Source organism: Sphingomonas sp. DG1-23 (genome assembly GCF_030730875.1).
In the GTDB taxonomy this organism is placed as follows: domain Bacteria; phylum Pseudomonadota; class Alphaproteobacteria; order Sphingomonadales; family Sphingomonadaceae; genus Sphingomonas.
In genome coordinates, this window is the sequence record NZ_JAVAMA010000015.1 from 88,880 (window position 1) to 108,878 (window position 19,999).

The window sequence follows — 19,999 nt, forward strand, 5'->3', positions numbered from 1 at the left end:
CCGTTTCCCGAATTCCTGTGGACGGTCAGTCCATTCGCGCGCTCACCCGATCGCCGCCCGGATTTCCGCCATCCGCGCATCGAGCGGCGCGATCCGCGCCTGGTCCTCGGGGGAGAAGAGCGGCAACACGTCCATTCCCGGCTCCCAATAGGTGCGGGTGATCGCGCCGCGCTGCGCGACGAGGGCGATATATTCGCGGACGAGCGTCTCATGGCCGTCGGGCGCCATGATGTTGGGGCGGAAGGTGGTGGGATCGTAGGGCGCCGAGGGATCGGGCAGGAACAGCACGCGGACGGGATCGCCGGCCTGCGGGGTGACGTCGAGCAGATCGCCTTCGGGGCTGCGCCAGACCGCGTGGTGCTCGGCCTCGAACCAGCGCCCCGGCCAGCGCCAGATCGCCCAGCCATAGACTGCCTCGCCGCCATTGGCTTCGGCGTACGTCTCCGAATTCTCGAAGCAATAAGCGGGCTTGGCGGCGGCGGCGGGCCGGACGGGGACGTAAAGCGGCGGCTCGGGCGCAATCGTCGCGCAAAAGGCGAGAGTCGCCGAATCGAGCTGTTCGGGAGGTCCGAGGATCATGGCTCCGGGCTAGCCCGCGCGCGGGGCCGCGTCCATGCGCGCGCCAAGGCTTTACGAAATTGAAGGTTCGCAGCGGCTAGGCTCCCCGCAATCGTGCCGGCGCGTCCGGCGAACAGGAAGTTGGGGGAAGACTATGGATCGGCTGCCGCTGATCGCGCCGCGCCCGCCGCGGCTGAGCCTGATGGGCGAGGCACTGGCCGAGATCGAGGCGCGCGGAGTCTATTCGAACGGCGGGCCAGTGGTGCGCGGGTTCGAGGCGGCGGCGACCGCGCAATTGTTCGGTGGGGCAGGCGACTGCCTCGCGGTGGGCAATGCGACGCTGGGGCTGATGCTGGCGATCCGCCACGCCGCGGGGCCGCGCGCAGGCAAGGGGCAGTTCGCGCTGATCCCGGGCTTCACCTTCGCGGCGACGGCACATGCGGCCGAATGGGCGGGGCTGACGCCGCTCTTGTGCGACGTCGATCCGGGCGACTGGGCGGCGAGCGCCGCGGCCGAGGCGCGGGCGTTCGAGAAATATGGCGAGCGGATCGCGGCGGTGGTGCCTTATGCGACCTTCGGGGCGGGGATCGATCTGGCGCGCTACCGCGATTATGCCGCGCGCGGCGTAGGGGTGGTGATCGATGCCGCCGCCTCGCTCGGCGCGCTCGATGCCGAGGGGCGACAATTCGGCGCGGGGGCGCCGTTCGCGGTGGTCTATTCGATGCACGCGACCAAGGTGTTCGCGACCGCCGAGGGCGGGCTGGTCCATTCGGGCGATGCGGCGCTGATCGAAAAGCTGCGGCGGATGAGCAATTTCGGCTTTGCCGGCGGGCGATCGGCCGAGGGGCCGGGGTTCAACGCGAAATTGCCCGAAGTGCTCGGGCTGGTGGCGCGGGCGAAGCTCGACGAGATCGAACAGGTCGCGGCGCACCGGATGCAGCTCGACGCCGTCTATCGCGCGGCTTTGGGCGGGTTCGCGGCGGAAAAGGGGTTCGAGTTTCAGGAATTGCGCGGATCGCGGCCGGCGCTGCAATTCCAGTCGCTGCTGCTCCCGCGCGCCTTTGCCGGGCATCGCCGCGCGATCATCGAGACGCTGGCCGAACAGGGGATCGGGGCGGCGCATTATTTCAGCCCGCATCTCGGCGAGCAGCCATGGTTCCGCGCGCACGGGGTGAGCGAAGCGCTGCCGGTGTGCGACGATGTCGGCGCGCGGATCCTGTCGCTGCCGGTGACCGACGCGATGACCGAAAGCGATGTCGAGCGGGTATGCACGGCGCTGATCGATGCGTGCGCGGCTTCGGGGCGCAAGGCGTTGCCTGGGGCCGAGCGGCGCGGCGGGCACGTCCATGCGGCGCTGGTCGTCGGCGGCGGGCCGGCGGGGACGGCGTTGCTGACCGCGGCGAGCAAGAGCGACGCTTTGGTGCGGCTGGCCGAGGCGGGGCTGGCGGTGCTCGAGCGCGACGCGGTGCTCGGGCGCGGCGAGATCGGCACCTATGCGATCACGTCGGATTCGACGGCGGAGACCTTCCTGACCGCGGTCAAGGGCAATGGCCATGAAGGCATCGCGGCGCTGGAAGGGCATTCCTCCGGGCAGGAAGTCGCGATGCACGCCGGCAAATTGGGCGTGCCGCTGGCGCGGACGACGCCGTTTCTGGAAGCGACGGGTGCCGAGCTTGCGGCGATCGTCGCAGGGAGCGGCGGGATCGTGGCGACGCGGAGCGAGGTGGTCGAGGCGCGGCGCACCGGCGAGGGCGCGTGGGCGGCGCGGGTGCGCAACCTCGTCACCGGCGAAGCGCGGGTGATGCGCGCGGAGAAACTGGTGATCGCCACCGGCGGCTACCAGACCCGCGCCAATGTCTATGCCGAGAAGGTCGCGGGCGCGGCGCTCGGCGATCTCGCCGGCGAGCGGCTGATGACCGGGGACGAATTCCTGCGGATCGGCGGGCTCGACGCGCTGCGCGCGCGGATCGCGGGCAGGCCGGCGCCGCGGATCGCGATCGTCGGCGGATCGACCAGCGCGCTCGCCGCGGCGGCGTTGATCCTCAAGGCTGCGCCGGCCCTGCCGCTGGGGGCAGGGGCGCTCGCGCTCTATCACCGCCGGCCGCTGCGGCCTTTCTACCCTTCGGTCGAGGCGGCGCGGGCGGACGGGTTCACCGATTTCGGCGCGCAGGACATCTGCCCGGTGAGCGGGTTCGTCTATCGGCTGGCGGGGTTCCGGCTGGAGGCGCGCGAACTGGTGCTGCGGATGCTCGGCGTGGGCGGGCGGGCGCCCGATCCGCGGATGGGGCTGCGGCGGATCGGCGAAGTCGAGGACGCGGATGTGCGCGCCGAGATCGCCGCGGCGGACGTGGTGATCGGTGCGCTCGGCTATCGCCCGCGAGCTTTGCCGCTGTTCGATGTGGACGGCACCCGGATCGCGCTCGCCGCCGATGCGCCGGGACGGCCGCGGCTGGTCGACCAGCAATGTCGGGTGATCGACATGGACGGGCGACCGGTGCCCGGCGTGTTCGGGATCGGGCTGGCCTCGGGGCATGTCCCCGACGGACGGCTGGGCGGCGAAGCGAGCTTCAGCGGCAAGGCCAACGGCCTTTGGCTGTGGCAGAACGATATCGGCCAGATGATCGTCGATCAATTGCTCGACATGGCTGCGCGGGCGGTCGCATGACCGGCCCCGCCGTCTCGGTGATCATGGCGGTGTACAACGGCGCGGCATTGCTGCCCGAGACGCTGGCGAGCCTGCGCGCCCAGACGCTGCAGGACTGGGAGCTGATCGCCGTCGACGATTGCTCGACCGACGACAGCGTCGGCGTGCTCGAACGGTTCGGCGATCCGCGCGTGCGGGTGATCCGTTCGGAGGCCAATGGCGGGCCGGTGGTGGCGCGCAACCGCGCGTTCGCCGAGGTCGAGGGGCGCTATGTGGCGGGGCTCGACCAGGACGATATCAGCCTGCCCGAGCGGTTCGCGGAGCAGGTGGCCTATCTCGACGCGCATCCGGACACCGCATTGGTGAGTTGCGCGACCGATTTCCTGATCGACGGCAAGCGCTTGCCGGGCAACTGGCCGCGGCCGCTGACGCCGGTGCTGATCGACTGGCTGATGCTGGTGCAGAACCCGATCGCCTGGTCTTCGGTGATGTTCCGCGCCGACGCCGCGCGCCGGCTCGATCCGTTCGAGCGGCCGGCGATGCGCTATGTCGAGGATTTCGACCTGTATCAGCGGCTGCGGCCGTTCGGGCGAATCGCGCAGATCGATCACGTGCTGATGCTGTATCGCTGCCATGCCGGGGGCGCCTCGCAGATGTTCAACGCGACCATGCGGGCGCATGCCGAATTGCTGCTGCGTGAGCGGCACGCGGCGCTGCTCGGCGATGCGGCGCCCGACATGGCCGGGCTGCTGGTCCGCCACGTGATGGCGCGCGAGCCGGTGCCCGATGTCGAGACGCTCAACCGGCTGTTCGACGGCATCGGCACGCTGCGCTCGGCGTTCGGCGTCGAACGGCCGGGCGAGGATCTGGAGGCGGTCGATCGCGAGATCTCGCAGCTCTGGTGGCGGATCTGCCGCGCGAGCGTGCGATCGGGAACGCTGCTGCTCCACCGCACGCTCGGGCACCGGCCGCTGCCGCTGGGGCAGGCGGCGGATCTGGTCGCCAGCCAGATGATCGGCGGGATGCGCAAGGTGAAGAGGGGGCTGACCGGGCGGTAGTCTGGTCCGCTCGATAGCGCATTGCGCTGAAACCTCTCCCCGGCCCTCTCCGCAGGCGGGAGAGGGAGAGTCAGTCGGCCCTCGCGAATTTCGCGACCAGCGCATCTGGCAGCAAACGTGCGGCGGCAGCCTTGACCTTGCCGGTGAAAGCGGGGGCGATGACATGGTCCTTGCCCGCGAGCAGCGCTTCATAGCCGGCACGGGCGACCGTCGCCGGATCGGCCTTGGGCTCGCGGGCCGTCAGCGAGTCCGGATCGACCCCGGCACGTTCGAAGAAGCCGCTTTCGGTGAGGTCGGGCATCAGCGCAGTGATCGTCACGCCGGTGTCGGCGATTTCCTCGCGCACCGCCTCGGCGAAATTGCGCAGGAAGGCCTTGGTCCCCGAATAGACCGCGAGGCGCGGCGAGGGGCCGAGCGCGACCACCGACGAAGTGATCAGCACCCGCCCCGATCCGCGCGCGACCATCGCCGGCAGGAACAATTTGGCCGCCTGAACCACCGAAGTGATGTTCACGGCGATCGACTGGAGCTCGAGATGGAGATCGCTCTGGCCGACAAAGTCGCCCCACGCGCCGGTGCCCGCATTGAGGCAGAGAAAATCGGGCAGGCCGGCAAAGGCGGCGGTCTCGTGGAACAGCTTGGCGCCGCCGTCGGGCGCGCCGAGATCGATCGACCAGGCGTCGACCTGCGGCGCCCCGGCGTCACGCAGCGCGTCCGCGGCGCGATCCAGCTTGTCGCGATCCTGCGCGACGATGATCAGCCGATGACCATCTTCGGCAAAGCAGCGGGCGAGCTCGAGGCCGATCCCGCTCGATCCGCCGGTGACCAGCGCCAGACCCGATTGTACCATGCGACTCTCCTCGCGCTGCTCAACCAGCGGCGGGCGGTCGGGGTCCTTGCCTTGGCCACGCGCGGTGCGTCATAGCGACGCAATGATCGATCGGCGTGTGTTTCTGTCCGGATTGGGCGCGGCTGTCCTGGCGGGGCCCCGCGCACTGGCCGCGCAACGCGGGCCGCTGGTGCTGGCGGCGGCGAGCCTGCAGGAATCGCTGAACGCCGCCGCGGACGCGTGGGCGGGGCTCGGCCATGTCCGGCCGGTGCTGTCGTTCGCCGCTTCGTCGGCGCTGGCGCGACAAGTCGCGGCGGGGGCGGCGGCGGACCTGTTCATCTCCGCCAACGAGCCGTGGATGGACGATGTCGAGCGCCGCGGGCTGATCGTGCCGGGGAGCCGCGCGATGCTCGTCGGCAACCGGCTGGTGGTGGTGCAGCCGGCGAGCGCGCCGACACCCGGGAGCGCGCCACTGTCGCGGCTGCTGGCGCGCGGGCGGGTAGCGCTGGCGGATCCGGCATCGGTGCCGGCGGGGCGCTATGCCCAGGCGTCGCTGACGCGGCTCGGGCTGTGGGACGCAGTGGCGCCGCGGGTGGTGCGCGGCGAGAATGTCCGTGCCGCGCTGGCATTGGTCGAGCGCAATGCGGCGGAGTGGGGCGTGGTCTATGCCACCGATGCGCGCGCCTCGCGGCGCGTGCGCGCGGTGCGGATGTTGCCCGCGGCGAGCCACCCGCCGATCCGCTACCCGCTGGCGCGGCTGCGCACGTCGACCAGCGGCGATGCGGAGGGCTTTCGGCGGTTCCTGCTGTCGCGGGCAGGGAAGGCGATCTTCGCGCGGTTCGGATTCACGGGGGCGTAGTTACCCTTCCGCTTGCGGGAGGGGTTAGGGGAGGGCATGTGACGAAGGTGGCGTGCCGGTTCCCAGCCCCTCCCCCGACCCCTCCCGCAAGCGGAAGGGGAGTTCGCGTTCAGCGTGGCGCGCGCGCGGTCCCTCACTCATGGGCGACGCGACCTTTGCCATGCTGAGCCCCGAGGAATGGGGGATCGTCGCATTGTCGCTCAAGGTCGGCGGGGTGGCGGTGCTGGTCAGCCTGCCGCTGGCCTTTGCGATCGCCTGGCTGCTCGCGCGGGCGCGGTTTCCGGGGAAGGTGCTGCTCGACGCACTGGTGCACCTGCCGTTGGTGGTGCCGCCGGTGGTGACCGGCTGGCTGCTGCTGCTCGCCTTTGCGCCGGCCGGACCGATCGGCGGCTGGCTCGCGAGCTGGTTCGGCGTCAGCCTGTTGTTCCGCTGGACCGGCGCGGCAGTCGCCGCGGGCGTGATGGCGCTGCCGTTGATGGTCCGTGCGATCCGACTGTCGATCGAAAGCGTCGACCGGAGGCTCGAACAGGCGGCGCGGACCCTGGGCGCGGGGCGCTGGCGGACCTTCCGCACGGTGACCCTGCCGCTGAGCCTGCCGGGGGTGATCGCCGGGGTGGTGCTCGGCTTCGCGCGCGCGCTGGGCGAATTCGGCGCGACGATCACCTTCGTCTCGAACGTCCCCGGCGAGACCCAGACCCTGCCGCTGGCGATCTATGCCGCGCTGCAGACCCCGGGGGGCGAGGGGCTGGTGCTGCGGCTGGCGGGGATTTCGGTGCTGCTGTCGCTGGCGGCGCTGATCGTCTCCGAAGTCATCGCACGGCGCGCGGGGCGGGGGCTGCATGTCCTTTGACCTCGACGTCGCCAAGCGGCTGGGCGAGGCCGAGATCGTCTGCCGGGTCCATGGCGGCGACGGACTGACCGTATTGTTCGGCCCATCGGGCGCGGGCAAGACCAGCGTGCTGGGCATGGTGGCGGGATTGATCGCGCCCGATCGCGGGCATGTCCGCGTCGGCGGCGAGACGCTGTTCGATGCGGCGCTCGGACTGGACTTGCCGCCCGAGCGGCGCCGCGCGGGCTATGTGTTTCAGGAGCCGCGGCTGTTCCCGCACCAAAGGGTGCGCGCCAATCTGCTCTATGGCTGGCTGGCGGGACAGGGCGCCGTGGATGTCGACGAGACGATCGGGCTGCTCGGGCTGGCGGGGCTGCTCGACCGCTGGCCGCGCACGCTCTCGGGGGGCGAGGCGCGGCGCGTGGCGATCGGGCGGGCATTGCTGTCGGACCCGCGCTTCCTGCTGCTCGACGAGCCTTTGTCGTCGCTCGACCGGGCGCGGCGCGAGGAGATCATGCGGCTGATCGAGCGGCTGCGCGACGAATTGGCGCTGCCGATCCTGATGGTCACGCACGATCGTGGCGAGGCCGAGCGGCTGGGGAACCGGATCGTGGAGATTTGACGGGTACGATCCTATCCGTGCTCCTGCGGAAGCAGGACCCCGGATCATGCAGTACTTCGCTGCCCTGGGCTCCTGCTTTCGCAGGAGCACTGCGATGCTTTGCGATCCCCTTTCCCTGCCTTTCAGGAGAGCTAGAGAGCGGTCGCCGCCAGCAACGCCGCCAGCGCCTGATTGAGCGGGGTGGGGACGCCGTGCTTCGCGCCGAGCCGGACGATCACGCCGTTGCGCGCGTCGAGCTCCATCGGGCGACCGGCGACGAAATCGGCGTGGAGCGAATTGACCGAATCGGGATGCGCCTTCCGCGTCCATGCGACCACCTGATCGGCGAGCGTGTCGGGCAGGGTCGCGCCCTCGGCGCGGCCGACGAGGATGCATTCGCGGACCAGCCCGCGCATCACCTCGGCGACGTCCGCGTCATTGGCGACTTCGGCGGCGCGGCGGGTGACCGCGCTGACGATGCCCGAGCAGTTGATCGCGAGCTTGCGCCATGCCGCCGTGGCGAAATCGGGCGTGGTCCGGGCGTCGATCACGGTGTCGGCGAACAGCGCGACGAGCGCCGCGCCGGCCGCGTCCTCGGGGACGAGGATCGTGCCGTCGCGGCGCTGGACGATCCGGCCGGGCGCGGTGCGCTCGGCGGGCAGGTCGATGATCACCGGAACCGTCCGCTCGGGCGGCACCATGGGGAAACGCTCGCGCTGCTCGACGCCATTCTGGATCACCGCGAGCCGTGTATCCGGGCCCATCAGCCCGGGCAGCCACGCGGCGGCGGCAGCGCAGTCATAGGTCTTGGTGGTGGTCAGCACCCAATCGACCGGGCGTGCCGCGGCGGGATCGGTGAGGATGCGCGGGGTGGCGCGGAGCGGGCCGCCCGGCGTCTCGATCGCCAGATCGGCGAGCGGCGAGCGCGCGCACACCGTCACCTCGTGCGTCTGCGCCAGCCATGCGGCGAGCGTGCCGCCGATCGCGCCGGAACCGATGACTGCGATCCGGGTCATCCCATGCCGCCGAGATAGTCGCGCTTGCCGAGCGGCACGCCCTTGTGGCGCAGGATGTCGTAGGCCGTGGTAACGTGGAAGTAGAAATTGGGCAGCGCGAAATCGAGAACATAGCCGCGGCCCTTGAACGGGAAGCTGTCCGACCGGGTCTTCAATTCGACATCCGAATCCTCGCGGCCGTCGATCGCGTCGCGTGCGACCGAATTGAGGAAGTCGACCGTCGCGGCGATGCGCGCCTGCAACTCGTCGAAGCTCGCTTCGGTGTCGGACATGGCGGGCGGGGTGATCGCGGCGAGCCGCGCGACGGCGAACTTGGCGGAGTCGCTCGCGCGCTGGACCTGCGAGGTGAGCGGGGACATGTCCTCGTAGAGCCGCGCGGCGAGCAGTTCGTCATGCGCGATGCCGTGTTCGTCGGCATGCGCGCGCGCTTTCTCGAGGAAGGCGGCCATCGCCTTGAAGCCGCGCAGGAAGACGGGGACCGTGAGGTCGTAGAGTTCGGTTGCCATGCGCCGGAGATAGGGCTCCGGATCAGGCTTGGCCAGCGCGCTTAGTGAAGCGTGAGCGCGGTCCGCGGGGCCGGCGCACGCACCGGAGCGACCGGGGCGGACGTATCGGTGCGGAACTGTTCGGCCTGCGCAGTGAGGCGTTCGACCTCGCCCAGCAGGTTGCGCGCCGCCGCCGAGGTCTGCTCGACCATCGCGGCGTTCTGCTGGGTCGCGCGGTCCATCGTCGCGACGGCGTCGTTGATCTCGCCGACCGCGGTCGCCTGGGCCTCGTTCTCGCCGGCCATCTGCGCGAGCAGGCCGTGGACGGTGTCGACCGCGCCGGCGATGCGGACGAGCGCCGCGTCGACTTCGCCGACCATCGACGCCGCGATGCCGACTTCGCTCTGGGTGACGCCGAGCTGCTCGCGGGCGCGCTTGGCCTCTTCCTCGGCGCGCATCGCCAGCGCCGAAACCAGATCGGCGACCACGGCGAAGCCGCGGCCCGCCTCGCCGGCGCGGCCGGCCTCGACCGCGGCGTTCATCGCGAGAACCCGGGTCTGGAAGGCGATCTTGTCGAGCCCCTCGATCACGCCGTCGATGCCCTGCGCGCTCTCGGAGACGCGCTGCATCGCGCTGGTGGCGCGGCCGGCGGTGTCGCGGCCGTCCCTGACCACGGTCATTGCCTCGTCGGCGCTGCCGACGGTGCGGGCGGCGGCAGTGGCGACCGCGTGAAGACGATCGTCGAGCACGGTCACCGATCCGGCGGTCTCGCCGAGGCTGGCGGCGTTGGTTTCGGTGCGGCGGGCGAGATCTTCCGAAGCCCGGGCGATCTCGGCGGCGCCCGAGCGGATGTTGGTGGCGCTGATCGTGACGGTGCCGATCAGCTCGCGCAGGCTGGCCAACGCGTCGTTGAAGCTGCGCTTGAGGCCGGCGAACGGGCCGGTGAGATCGGCACGGATCTCCGCGGTGAGGTCGCCGAGCGCGAGGCTGTCGAGCCCTTCGCCGATGCTCTCGACGATCAGCCGGGTCTGGGCCTGCTTGGCGGCTTCGGCGGCGTCGAGCTGGCCGCGGAACGCTTCCATCGCCTTGGCCATGTCGCCGAGCTCGTCGGCGCGATCGGTGAACGGGATCGCCACCTTGAGATTGCCGGTGCCGAGCTCGCGCATCGTCGCGGCGAGCGCGAGCAACGGCCGGATCAGCAGCCGGCGGCCGGCGAGGGTGAGCATCGCAGTCGCGGCGATCGCGGCGAGAAGCGTCAGCACCAGCACCCCGATCGCGATCCAGCCGAAGCGCTCGGCGGCGGCGCCGACTTCGCCGGCATGCTTCTCGATCGCGTCGGACGCGTCGCTCATCGAGGTTTCGAGCACGCGGAATTGCTGGAAGAATTCGGGGAGCGTGGTTTGCGCGGCCGCGGGGTTGCCGCCGGCGAGATCGACGATCTGCTTCGCGGCGGCGGCATAGGCCTGGACCGGCGCGGCGAGCTTGCCGGTGGCGGCGGAGACCGCTTCCGAGCCGGTATAAGCGGCATCGGTGGCGATCGCCTCCTTCAGCGTGTCCAGATGCTCCTCCAGATCCTTGACGACATCGCTGCGGGCGATCCCGCTGCGCGGATCGGCGGCCTGCAGCGCGGCGAGCGCGTCGCTGCGGATCGCGTCGTGCATCATGTCCGCTTCCATATGGTTGCGGAGCAGCTTCGCGGCCGCGGCCTGGGTGTGGAGCGCATTGCTCTGCTGCCACGCCGCCCAGATGCCGGTGACGCCGCACAAGGCGACGAGCCCGAGCATGATCGCTGCGGCGGAATTGGCGGACTTGTTGAGCGAAGTCATGGGCTTGCCTCTCCCCAGAACCGCGCGTGCCGGAAGGGCCGACATCTGCACGATCGATGGATTGTGAAGCTAATTATAGCGGCGAAAATCGCATGGCCGGCGGAACGGGCTCTATAATTGGATGGGGATCAGCATTGGAAAGGCGCAGGCATGCGGGTCCCCCCGTCGAAGATTTCGGCTGTTCTATTGGCGTGCGCGTTCGGCGCATCCGCGGCCCATGCGCAGGACGGCGTCGACCTCTCCGCCGCCTATGTGATGGACGTGGTCGCAGTCGGCGCGGAAGGGCGCCCGGCGCGGGTCTATTGGCTCGACAATCTCGATCTCACCGCCGATCTAGAGCTCCAGAAACTGATCGGCTGGACCGGCGCGACGATGCATGTCGACGTGCTGGCCAATATCGGCGGCATGCCCAACGACCGCGCCGGCACCTTGCAGGGCGTCGACAATATCGAAGTCGCCAGCCATAGGCTGCGGCTGTTCGAGGCGTGGATCGAGCAGAAGATCGGCGAGCGCACCACGCTGCGCGCCGGCCTCTACGATCTCAACAGCGAATTCTACAGCAACGATTCGGCCGGGCTGCTGCTCGCGCCGGCATTCGGCGTCGGCTCGGAGATCGCCGCCACCGGGCCGAACGGCCCGTCGATCTTCCCTTCGACCGCGCTCGCCGTGCGGGTCGACCATAAATTGGGCAAGGACGGCTTCGTCCGCGCATCGGTGCTCAACGCCACCGCGCGCACGCTCGGCGATCCGGGCGGCGTCAATCTGACCTTCGACGACGGCGCGCTGCTGATCGCCGAGGGCGGGGTGGCCGGCAGCGGCGGCAAGCTCGCGATCGGCGCATGGGGCTATACGCGGCGGCAGGACGACGTCTTCGCGCTCGACTCGGCCGGTGATCCGCTCCAGCGCCGCGCCCGCGGCGCCTATGTCGTCGCGGAGAGACCGTTCAACGATCCCGAGGGACCGCATCCGATCGCGGGCTTCGTTCGCGCCGGGCTGTCCGATGGTCAGACCACTGCGTTCAAGGGCGGCTGGCAGGCGGGACTGCTCGTCTCGAAGCTTTGGAAGGGCCGCGACGACAGCCAGATCTCGCTCGGCGTCAACCAGGCATGGCTTTCGGACGGCTATCGCCAAATGCTGCGCGGCGAGGGCACGCATACCACTTCCGCCGAGAGCGCGATCGAGCTGACCTATTCGGACAAGGTCGGGCCGCTGACCTTGCAGCCCGATCTCCAGCTGGTGCTCGATCCCGGCGGAGACGCGGATGCGAAGCCGGTGCTGGTCGCCGGATTGCGCGCTTCGATCGCGTTCTGAACGCCGGCAGACCGCACCCCGATGCGGGGACTATGGTCAGGCGGCAGGCAGTTTACGGGAGCCGGAGCCCGTAGCTATCGTTGCGGAGCGGCGGGCGCGGGGCAACGGCGACGATCTAGCTGATCGCCGTCGCTTGCGACCAGACCACCATCCATCGTCCCTCGCGAATCTCATAGAGGTCGGTGTGCCAATATTCGCCTCGCGGTATTCTGTGCCCGCCGAAGACGACCTCGAGCTGCGCCTGGTAGCGGAGGACCGCAGCGCCCTCATACAAGCGCACTGCGATGTCGGCCGGCTGCCACGTCAGATATTTCAGCTGCCCCGATGCGATGGCGCCGATATATTCGTCGCGCGAAAGCGCTGCGCCGATGGGCGTGATCAGCTGAAAATCCGGCGCATGAAACTCCTTCGCATCGCCCGGATGCCCCGCAACCAATGCGCGCAGTCGGGCGCGCTCGGTTTCGCGGAGGAGATCGGCGTCGCCGGTTGTCGCGGGCATTTCATTTGCAGGCATTGGCATGTCCTCGATTGTCCGCAAAGCCGCCGCCGACCGCTTTGCACATCGCCGCGCTATAGAACGAACAGGGAACTGCGCAAGCATCCGCTTCTCGCATATCGGGAGGCGCAGGTGCGGTTGGGCCACCTGTCCGAGGATATTTCATTGGTCATACCAGCCGGCGTAGTTGGCTTGACCACTTAGTCAAATTAATCTTACTAATCCGACTCAGGGCCTCGACAGACTAACCGAGCGAAGGCCAAGGGAGAGATTGGATGCCGACCCGTTGGTTGATGGGCTCGGTCGCGATGATCGCGGCCGCGCAGGCGAGCGCGCAGGAGGCGTCGCCAGAACAGGAGCAGGTTGCGACGCCGGCGGACGAAGCCGGGGCATCGCCCGACATCGTCGTGGTCGGCACCCGCGCGAGCGATCGCTCGGCGCAGGACACCAAGCGCGAATCCGATCAGATCGTCGATTCGGTGGTTGCCGAGGACATCGGCGCGCTCCCCGATTTCAACGTCGCCGAAGCGCTGCAGCGCGTGCCGGGCATCGCGCTCGACCGCAACGAATTCACCGGCGAGGGATCGGGCGTGAGCGTTCGCGGCCTCAACCAGATCACCACCTCGCTGGCCGGGCGCTCGATCTTCAGCGGGGTCGGCCGATCGCTCAATCTGGGCGAGGTCCCCGCCGGTCTGGTCGGACGCGTCGACGTCTACAAGAGCCCGCAGGCGGACCAGATCGAAGCGGGGCTGGGCGGTACCGTGGACGTGAAGCTGCGCAGCCCCGCCGATCTGAAGAAGTTCACTGCCTCGGTCACCGCGCGCGGCATCTATCGCCGGCTGAGCGACAGCTTCAATCCGAGTTTCTCGGCGATGGTCGGGAACAACTGGAATGTCGGGGACGGCAAATTGGGCGTCCTGATCTCGGGCATCTACGATCGCCGCAACTTCCGCACCGACCGGCTGGCGGTGGACGCGTTCGCCGACCGGCGCAATCTGGTCGACCGCGATGGCGACGGCCGCGCCACCAACAATCCCGCCGACAGCATCTATGTCCCCACCACCCTCACCACGCGCTATTCGCTGGGCGAGTTCGAGCGCTGGGCGCTGGGCGGGCGCCTCCAGTACAAGTCACCGGGCTATGAATTCTATGTCGACGGCATCTACAACAGCTACAAGGGCACGCAGGACCATTCGTTCATCGCCGCCCGCCTCAACCAGACCCTCTATGGCGCCCGTGCGGCGCTGCAATCCTACACCGTCCGGCCGGACAATCTGACCTTCGAGTCGGGCACGTTCCGCAACGTCCCGTTCCAGTCGACCACCTATATCCAGGACGAGAAGAATTCGGTCTGGCAGGCTGCCGCGGGTTTCAAGATCCATTCGGGCAAGCTTCAGGCGACCGGCGATGTGAGCCTGTTGCGCAGCACGAAGAACGAGATGCGCCGCGACCTTACCACCGGCGGCATCGCGCCGACCTTCCTGATGGATTTGCGTCCCGACACGCCGTCTTACGATTATCAGGGCGTGGATCTGCTCGATCCGCGCGCTTATCGTCCCGACCGGATCTCGACCTACAATTATCCGAACGAAGGCGAGGAGCGCGCGGCGCGGCTCGACATCACCGCCAATCTCGATCTGCCGGTCCTGCAGGCGGTGCAGTGGGGCGTCCGCTATACCCGGCGGACCGCGGACCGGATCGGCTTCGACGAAGGCGTGAGCCTGACCGGACGGACCCCGACCACGCCGCTGGCCGACACGCTGAACGCCACGCCGGACGATCTGTTCGCGAACCGGTTCGACCTGATCGACACGACCTGGCTGCGGCCGAACCCGGCCGTGGTGCGCGAATTCGCCGGGCTGGTCCGCGCCTATGGCCTGCCGGCGGGCTTCCCCGCGCTCGAGCCGCTGCTCGCTTACTCGTTCGACGAGAAGACCCAGGCGGCCTATGCGATGGCCAGGATCCGGCAGGAAATCGGGTCGATGCGGCTGACCGGCAATGCCGGCGTTCGCATCGTCAACACGCGGCAGAATGCCAATGGCTATCGCACCGCGGCGACCACCGGCACGTTCGAGCCGGTCGACATCGATCGCAAGTACAGCGCGGTGCTGCCGAGCATCAACCTCGCGCTGCGGATCACGCCCGATCTGGTGGTGCGCGCCGCTTATTCGGAGGTGATGTCGAAGCCGAGCTTCCTCGATCTCTCGCCCACCCGGACGCTCGATTACGAGACGTTCGAGGGCTCGGGCGGCAATCCCGAACTGATGCCGTACCAGGCGAACCAATATGATGCCGCGATCGAATATTATTTCGGCCGCCCGGGCTTCGTCTATCTCGGCTATTTCCGGAAGGACATCGACGGCTATTACCAGCGCGTCTCGCGGCCCGAGATCATCGACGGCCAGACCTTCCAGATCGAGCAACTCGTCAATGCCGACGCCGCCAAGGTGGACGGATGGGAAGTCGGCTACCAGCAGCAATACGACTTCCTGCCGGGCGCGCTGCGCGGGCTGGGCGGGCGGTTCAGCTACACCCGGATCAACTCCAACCGCTACAATTCGACGCTGCGGCGCAACGAGCCTTTGTCCGGCCTGTCGCCGAACCTGTACAACGCGACGCTGACCTATGAGCTGGGTGGCTTCCGCGCGCGGCTGGCCTATAATTGGCGCGAGAGCTATCCGATCAATCTCAACCCGGGCGGGGCGCTGAACCTGCCCCAGACCCGGCGTTCGTTCGGGATCTGGGACGCCAGCGCCACCTGGCAGCTCCGGAAGAACGTCGCCTTGTTCGTCGACATCTCGAACATCACCAACCAGCGCGGCACCGAGGTCTTCACCGTGCGCGAACGGCCGCGTTCGTTCTTTCTCAGCGACCAGACCATCGGCCTCGGCATCCGCGCCAACTTCTGAGGTCGCGCCCGACCGTCGGCGACGAGAGAAGGTCAAAGAAAAAGCCGCCGTCCGGTTTCCCGGACGGCGGCTTTTCCTGGTTCAGCGCCCGAGCGGCTGAACGAAAGCGACCTTCGGAGTGGTTTCTCGCAGCCGGGCCGAAATGCCTCCCAGGCATTTCTCAATCGCGTCTACGCGCGATTGACCCGGCCGCGAGCTACCACTCACTCGCTCTCGTTCAGATACTCGCCAGCGTCGGCGTCGGTGCCATGGCCCGAGGGGACCACGCTCGCCAGCGCGTCGTCGCCGGTGCCGGCGGCGTCGCGGGTCGAGCGGGCGTTCTCCGCGGCGCGGAGCTCCTCGGCCGAGTTCGGCGCGATCAGCGTCGCTTCGTTCATGCGGCGCTGGGCCACCCGAAGCGCCGCGTCACGCGACGAGGCCGCGACGCGCAGGCGGTTCATGCCTGCGCCGGTGCCGGCCGGGATCAGACGACCGACGATCACGTTCTCCTTGAGGCCGAGCAGGGTGTCCTGCTTGCCCTGGACCGCCGCCTCGGTGAGGACGCGGGTGGTCTCCTGGAAGGAAGCCGCCGAGATGAAGCTGCGGGTCTGCAGCGACGCCTTGGTGATGCCGAGCAGGATCGGCTTGCCCTGTGCGGGGGCCTGACCCTTTTCGAGCTTGGCGTTCTGCTCGTCCATCTCGTCGCGATCGAGCTGCTCGCCCACCAGCAGGGTGGTGTCGCCGGACTCGGTGATCTCGACCTTCTGCAGCATCTGGCGAACGATCACCTCGATGTGCTTGTCGTTGATCTTCACGCCCTGCAGTCGATAGACTTCCTGGATTTCCGACACGAGATATTCGGCGAGCGGCTCGATGCCGAGAACCTCGAGAATATCGTGCGGATCGGGCGAGCCGCCGATCAGGTTGTCGCCACGCTTGACGTAATCGCCTTCCTGGACGTCGATCACCTTCGACTTCGGCACCAGATACTCGACGACCTCGCCGCCATCCTCGGGCTGGATGCCGATCTTGCGCTTGGCCTTGTAGTCCTTGCCGAATACGACACGGCCCGAGACCTTGGCGATGATCGCGTTCTCCTTGGGCTTGCGCGCCTCGAACAGCTCGGCGACGCGCGGCAGACCGCCGGTGATGTCGCGGGTCTTGGCAGACTCGCGGCTGACACGGGCCAGAACGTCACCGCCCTGGACCTGCGCACCGTCCTCGACCGAGAGCACCGCGCCTGCCGCCAGCATGTAGCGGCCGGCTTCCTCTGCGCTTTCACCCGTCAAGGTGAGGCGCGGACGAAGGTCCTCCTTCTTGGCGGAAATGCCGCGATTTTCGGTGACGACGCGCTGGGCGATGCCCGTCGCTTCGTCGACCTGCTCGGTCATCGTCTTGCCTTCGATCACGTCGACATATTTCACGGTGCCGGGGTTCTCGGTGATCACCGGCATGGTGAACGGATCCCACTCCGCCATGCGGTCGCCCGCCGAGACGATGTGGCCGTCGTCGAACAGCACATAGGCGCCGTAGGGGATGCGGTGCACCGCGAGCTCGCGGCCGTCCATGTCGACGATCGCGATTTCGCCCGAGCGGCTGAGCACCACGCGGCGGCCGCGCTGATCGACGATGATGCGCAGATCGCGATACTCGATCGTGCCGTCGACCGGCGCTTCGAGGTTCGACTGCTCGTTGAGCTGCGCCGCGCCGCCGATGTGGAAGGTCCGCATCGTCAGCTGGGTGCCGGGCTCGCCGATCGACTGCGCCGCGATGACACCGACCGCTTCGCCGATGTTCACCGGGGTACCGCGGGCGAGATCGCGCCCGTAGCACTTGCCGCAAACGCCGATGCGCGCCTCGCAGACCAGCGGCGAGCGGATCTTCATCCCCTGGATGCCGGTGGCCTCGATCTGGGTGATCATCGCCTCGTCGAGCAGCGTGCCCGACGGGATGATGACCTTGCCGTCCTTGTCGGCGACGTCCTCAGCCGTGGTGCGGCCGAGGATGCGCTCGCCGAGCGACGCGATGGTCGAGCCGCCCTGAACGATCGCGCGCATCTCGAGCGCACGCTCGGTGCCGCAATCCTCCTCCATGATGACGCAATCCTGCGACACGTCGACGAGGCGGCGGGTGAGGTAGCCCGAATTGGCGGTCTTCAACGCGGTGTCCGCGAGGCCCTTGCGGGCGCCGTGGGTCGAGTTGAAATATTCGAGGACGGTCAGACCTTCCTTGAAGTTCGAGATGATCGGGGTCTCGATGATCTCGCCCGACGGCTTGGCCATCAGGCCGCGCATGCCGGCGAGCTGCTTGATCTGCGCCTGCGAGCCGCGGGCACCCGAATGGGCCATCATGTAGATCGAGTTGATGTCCTTCTCGCGGCCCGTCGCCGGATCGCGCTTCACCGCCTTGATCTCGTCCATCATGGCGCCGGCCACCTGATCGCCGCAACGGCTCCAGGCGTCGATCACCTTGTTGTACTTCTCTTGCTGGGTGATCAGGCCGTCCTGATACTGCTGCTCATAGTCCTTCACGAGCGCCTTGGTCTCGTCGACCATGCCGACCTTGGCGTCCGGGATGATCATGTCGTCCTTGCCGAACGAGATGCCCGCCTTGAACGCGTGCCGGAAACCGAGCGCCATGATCGCGTCGGCGAACAGCACGGTCTCCTTCTGGCCGGTGTGGCGATAGACCTCGTCGATCACGTCGCCCACGTCCTTCTTGGTGAGGAGGCGATTGACGGTCTCGAACGGCACCTTGTGCGACTGCGGCAGCGTCTCGCCGAGCAGCATGCGGCCCGGCGTCGTCTCGTAGCGCTTGAGGTACTGATTGCCTTCGGCGTCGGTCTGCGGAACCCGGCTGACGATCTTCGAGTGCAGCGTGACCGCCCCGGCGTTGAGCGCCTGGTGGACCTCCTGCATGTCGGCGAGGATCATGCCTTCGCCCGGCTCGCCCGACTTCTCCATCGAGAGATAATAGAGACCGAGCACCATGTCCTGCGACGGCACGATGATCGGCTTGCCGTTGGCGGGGCTGAGGATGTTGTTGGTCGACATCATCAGCACGCGCGCTTCCAGCTGGGCCTCGAGGCTCAGCGGGACGTGCACGGCCATCTGGTCGCCGTCGAAGTCGGCGTTGAACGCCGAGCAGACCAGCGGGTGCAGCTGGATCGCCTTGCCTTCGATCAGCACCGGCTCGAATGCCTGGATGCCGAGACGATGGAGCGTCGGCGCGCGGTTCAGCAGAACCGGGTGCTCGCGGATCACTTCGTCGAGGATGTCCCAGACTTCCTTGCGCTCCTTCTCGACCCACTTCTTGGCCTGCTTCAGGGTCATCGACAGACCCTTGGCGTCGAGGCGCGCGTAGATGAACGGCTTGAACAGCTCGAGCGCCATCTTCTTGGGCAGGCCGCACTGGTGCAGCTTGAGTTCCGGACCGGTCACGATGACCGAGCGGCCCGAATAGTCGACGCGCTTGCCGAGCAGGTTCTGGCGGAAGCGGCCCTGCTTGCCCTTGAGCATGTCGGACAGCGACTTGAGCGGACGCTTGTTGGCGCCGGTGATCGTGCGGCCGCGGCGGCCATTGTCGAACAGCGCGTCGACGGCTTCCTGCAGCATGCGCTTTTCGTTGCGGACGATGATGTCCGGCGCGCGCAGCTCCATCAGCCGCTTGAGGCGGTTGTTGCGGTTGATCACGCGGCGATACAGATCGTTGAGATCCGAGGTCGCGAAGCGGCCACCGTCCAGCGGCACCAGCGGGCGCAGCTCGGGCGGGATGACCGGAACGACGTCGAGGATCATCCATTCGGGGCGGTTGCCCGAATCGATGAAGCTCTCGACGACCTTGAGCCGCTTGATGATCTTCTTGGGCTTCAGTTCGGACTTGGTGACCGCAAGCTCGTCGAGCAGCTCCTTGCGCTCGCCCTCGAGGTCGAGGTCCATCAGCATCTGCTTGACGGCCTCGGCGCCGATGCCGGCCGAGAAGGCGTCCTCGCCATATTCGTCCTGCGCGTCGAGCAGCTCATCCTCGGTGAGGAGCTGATACTTCTCGAGCGGGGTCAGGCCCGGCTCGATCACGATGTAGCTCTCGAAATAGAGCACGCGCTCGAGCTGCTTGAGCTGCATGTCGAGCAGCAGGCCGATGCGCGACGGCAGCGACTTGAGGAACCAGATGTGCGCGACCGGGGCGGCGAGCTCGATATGGCCCATCCGCTCGCGGCGGACCTTCGAGACGGTGACCTCGACGCCGCACTTCTCGCAGACGATGCCCTTGTACTTCATGCGCTTGTACTTGCCGCACAGGCACTCGTAATCCTTGATCGGACCGAAGATGCGCGCGCAGAACAGGCCGTCACGCTCGGGCTTGAACGTGCGATAGTTGATGGTTTCCGGCTTCTTGATCTCGCCGAAGGACCAGGAGCGGATACGATCCGGCGACGCGATGCCGATCTGGATCTGGTCGAAGGTCTCCGGCTTGGCCACCGGGTTCGCGAAGTTGGTCAGTTCGTTCATGGGTGAGTACCCTCTTCTGAATTCTTTCTCCTCTCCCATCGGGAGAGGAAGGGGCCCGCCCGGCGGAGCCGGGTGGGAAGGTGAGGGTGAT

The 19,999-nt window shown here is 68.2% G+C and carries 14 protein-coding genes; 7 read left to right on the plus strand and 7 right to left on the minus strand.

All coding sequences use genetic code 11. The annotated features are described in order from the left end of the window. Positions 1 to 42: 42 nt before the first annotated feature. On the minus strand, positions 43 to 579 hold the full coding sequence (locus tag Q9Q95_RS20240) for a hypothetical protein (RefSeq protein WP_306098968.1): 537 nt from the start codon (positions 577 to 579) through the stop codon (positions 43 to 45). 133 nt (positions 580 to 712) lie between these two features. Here Q9Q95_RS20240 and Q9Q95_RS20245 point away from each other — a divergent pair, with 133 nt between their 5' ends. Both Q9Q95_RS20245 and Q9Q95_RS20250 read left to right on the plus strand, forming a co-directional pair. After that, entirely contained in the window at positions 713 to 3,223 is a 2,511-nt protein-coding gene (locus tag Q9Q95_RS20245) for a DegT/DnrJ/EryC1/StrS family aminotransferase (protein ID WP_306098969.1), read from the plus strand. Further along, a complete protein-coding gene (locus Q9Q95_RS20250) occupies positions 3,220 to 4,260 on the plus strand; it encodes a glycosyltransferase (RefSeq protein ID WP_306098970.1) in 1,041 nt (346 codons plus the stop codon). Before Q9Q95_RS20245 ends, Q9Q95_RS20250 begins: the two co-directional genes overlap by 4 nt. 70 nt (positions 4,261 to 4,330) lie before the next feature. Here Q9Q95_RS20250 and Q9Q95_RS20255 read toward each other — a convergent pair whose 3' ends face one another. Beyond that, complete coding sequence (locus Q9Q95_RS20255) at positions 4,331 to 5,110, minus strand: SDR family oxidoreductase (RefSeq protein WP_306098971.1); 780 nt, start codon at positions 5,108 to 5,110, stop codon at positions 4,331 to 4,333. Between the two features lie 82 nt (positions 5,111 to 5,192). Between Q9Q95_RS20255 and modA the strand changes: the two genes are divergently transcribed. From modA to Q9Q95_RS20270, 3 genes are all read left to right on the plus strand, one after another. Further along, the gene (gene modA / locus Q9Q95_RS20260; protein WP_306098972.1) at positions 5,193 to 5,948 is read left to right on the plus strand and encodes a molybdate ABC transporter substrate-binding protein; all 756 of its coding nucleotides are present in this window, start codon (positions 5,193 to 5,195) and stop codon (positions 5,946 to 5,948) included. A 160-nt stretch (positions 5,949 to 6,108) separates the two neighbouring features. Further along, positions 6,109 to 6,798, plus strand: a complete 690-nt coding sequence (modB, locus tag Q9Q95_RS20265; RefSeq protein WP_306098992.1) for a molybdate ABC transporter permease subunit — start codon at positions 6,109 to 6,111, stop codon at positions 6,796 to 6,798. After that, positions 6,788 to 7,399 carry an ATP-binding cassette domain-containing protein gene (locus Q9Q95_RS20270; RefSeq protein WP_306098973.1) on the plus strand — a complete coding sequence of 204 codons (612 nt, stop codon included), beginning with the start codon at positions 6,788 to 6,790 and terminating at the stop codon, positions 7,397 to 7,399. The genes modB and Q9Q95_RS20270 overlap by 11 nt, the downstream gene beginning before the upstream one ends. Positions 7,400 to 7,530: 131 nt before the next feature. Here the strand turns inward: Q9Q95_RS20270 and Q9Q95_RS20275 are convergent, their stop codons facing one another. From Q9Q95_RS20275 to Q9Q95_RS20285, 3 genes are read right to left on the minus strand one after another with little or no spacing between them, the layout of a single operon-like run. Beyond that, the gene (locus Q9Q95_RS20275; RefSeq protein WP_306098974.1) at positions 7,531 to 8,394 is read right to left on the minus strand and encodes a 2-dehydropantoate 2-reductase; all 864 of its coding nucleotides are present in this window, start codon (positions 8,392 to 8,394) and stop codon (positions 7,531 to 7,533) included. Then, entirely contained in the window at positions 8,391 to 8,900 is a 510-nt protein-coding gene (locus Q9Q95_RS20280; RefSeq protein ID WP_306098975.1) for a DUF1993 family protein, read from the minus strand. The genes Q9Q95_RS20275 and Q9Q95_RS20280 overlap by 4 nt, the downstream gene beginning before the upstream one ends. Positions 8,901 to 8,941: 41 nt before the next feature. Further along, positions 8,942 to 10,705 carry a methyl-accepting chemotaxis protein gene (locus Q9Q95_RS20285; protein WP_306098976.1) on the minus strand — a complete coding sequence of 588 codons (1,764 nt, stop codon included), beginning with the start codon at positions 10,703 to 10,705 and terminating at the stop codon, positions 8,942 to 8,944. Positions 10,706 to 10,855: 150 nt separating this feature from the next. On the opposite strand from Q9Q95_RS20285, the gene Q9Q95_RS20290 reads away from it, so the two are divergent. Next, positions 10,856 to 12,016 (plus strand): carbohydrate porin, encoded by a 1,161-nt coding sequence (locus Q9Q95_RS20290; RefSeq protein ID WP_306098977.1) that lies wholly within the window; start codon positions 10,856 to 10,858, stop codon positions 12,014 to 12,016. Between the two features lie 115 nt (positions 12,017 to 12,131). Here Q9Q95_RS20290 and Q9Q95_RS20295 read toward each other — a convergent pair whose 3' ends face one another. Then, positions 12,132 to 12,617 carry a nuclear transport factor 2 family protein gene (locus Q9Q95_RS20295; protein ID WP_306098978.1) on the minus strand — a complete coding sequence of 162 codons (486 nt, stop codon included), beginning with the start codon at positions 12,615 to 12,617 and terminating at the stop codon, positions 12,132 to 12,134. Positions 12,618 to 12,787: 170 nt separating this feature from the next. Between Q9Q95_RS20295 and Q9Q95_RS20300 the strand changes: the two genes are divergently transcribed. After that, positions 12,788 to 15,421: a TonB-dependent receptor gene (locus tag Q9Q95_RS20300; protein WP_306098979.1), complete on the plus strand. Its 2,634-nt coding sequence runs from the start codon at positions 12,788 to 12,790 to the stop codon at positions 15,419 to 15,421. A gap of 203 nt (positions 15,422 to 15,624) precedes the next feature. Here the strand turns inward: Q9Q95_RS20300 and rpoC are convergent, their stop codons facing one another. After that, positions 15,625 to 19,908, minus strand: coding sequence for a DNA-directed RNA polymerase subunit beta' (gene rpoC, locus Q9Q95_RS20305; RefSeq protein WP_306098980.1), 4,284 nt, complete (start codon positions 19,906 to 19,908; stop codon positions 15,625 to 15,627). Positions 19,909 to 19,999: the final 91 nt, after the last annotated feature.

Coding starts and splice junctions, on each gene's coding strand:
- Q9Q95_RS20295 (WP_306098978.1), bottom strand. CDS start 12,617: ATGCTTGCGCAGTTCCCTGTTCGTTCTATAGCGCGGCGATGTGCAAAG.
- modA (WP_306098972.1), top strand. CDS start 5,193: ATGATCGATCGGCGTGTGTTTCTGTCCGGATTGGGCGCGGCTGTCCTG.
- Q9Q95_RS20270 (WP_306098973.1), top strand. CDS start 6,788: ATGTCCTTTGACCTCGACGTCGCCAAGCGGCTGGGCGAGGCCGAGATC.
- Q9Q95_RS20290 (WP_306098977.1), top strand. CDS start 10,856: ATGCGGGTCCCCCCGTCGAAGATTTCGGCTGTTCTATTGGCGTGCGCG.
- Q9Q95_RS20300 (WP_306098979.1), top strand. CDS start 12,788: ATGCCGACCCGTTGGTTGATGGGCTCGGTCGCGATGATCGCGGCCGCG.
- Q9Q95_RS20285 (WP_306098976.1), bottom strand. CDS start 10,705: ATGACTTCGCTCAACAAGTCCGCCAATTCCGCCGCAGCGATCATGCTC.
- Q9Q95_RS20280 (WP_306098975.1), bottom strand. CDS start 8,900: ATGGCAACCGAACTCTACGACCTCACGGTCCCCGTCTTCCTGCGCGGC.
- Q9Q95_RS20250 (WP_306098970.1), top strand. CDS start 3,220: ATGACCGGCCCCGCCGTCTCGGTGATCATGGCGGTGTACAACGGCGCG.
- Q9Q95_RS20275 (WP_306098974.1), bottom strand. CDS start 8,394: ATGACCCGGATCGCAGTCATCGGTTCCGGCGCGATCGGCGGCACGCTC.
- Q9Q95_RS20255 (WP_306098971.1), bottom strand. CDS start 5,110: ATGGTACAATCGGGTCTGGCGCTGGTCACCGGCGGATCGAGCGGGATC.
- rpoC (WP_306098980.1), bottom strand. CDS start 19,908: ATGAACGAACTGACCAACTTCGCGAACCCGGTGGCCAAGCCGGAGACC.
- Q9Q95_RS20240 (WP_306098968.1), bottom strand. CDS start 579: ATGATCCTCGGACCTCCCGAACAGCTCGATTCGGCGACTCTCGCCTTT.
- modB (WP_306098992.1), top strand. CDS start 6,109: ATGCTGAGCCCCGAGGAATGGGGGATCGTCGCATTGTCGCTCAAGGTC.
- Q9Q95_RS20245 (WP_306098969.1), top strand. CDS start 713: ATGGATCGGCTGCCGCTGATCGCGCCGCGCCCGCCGCGGCTGAGCCTG.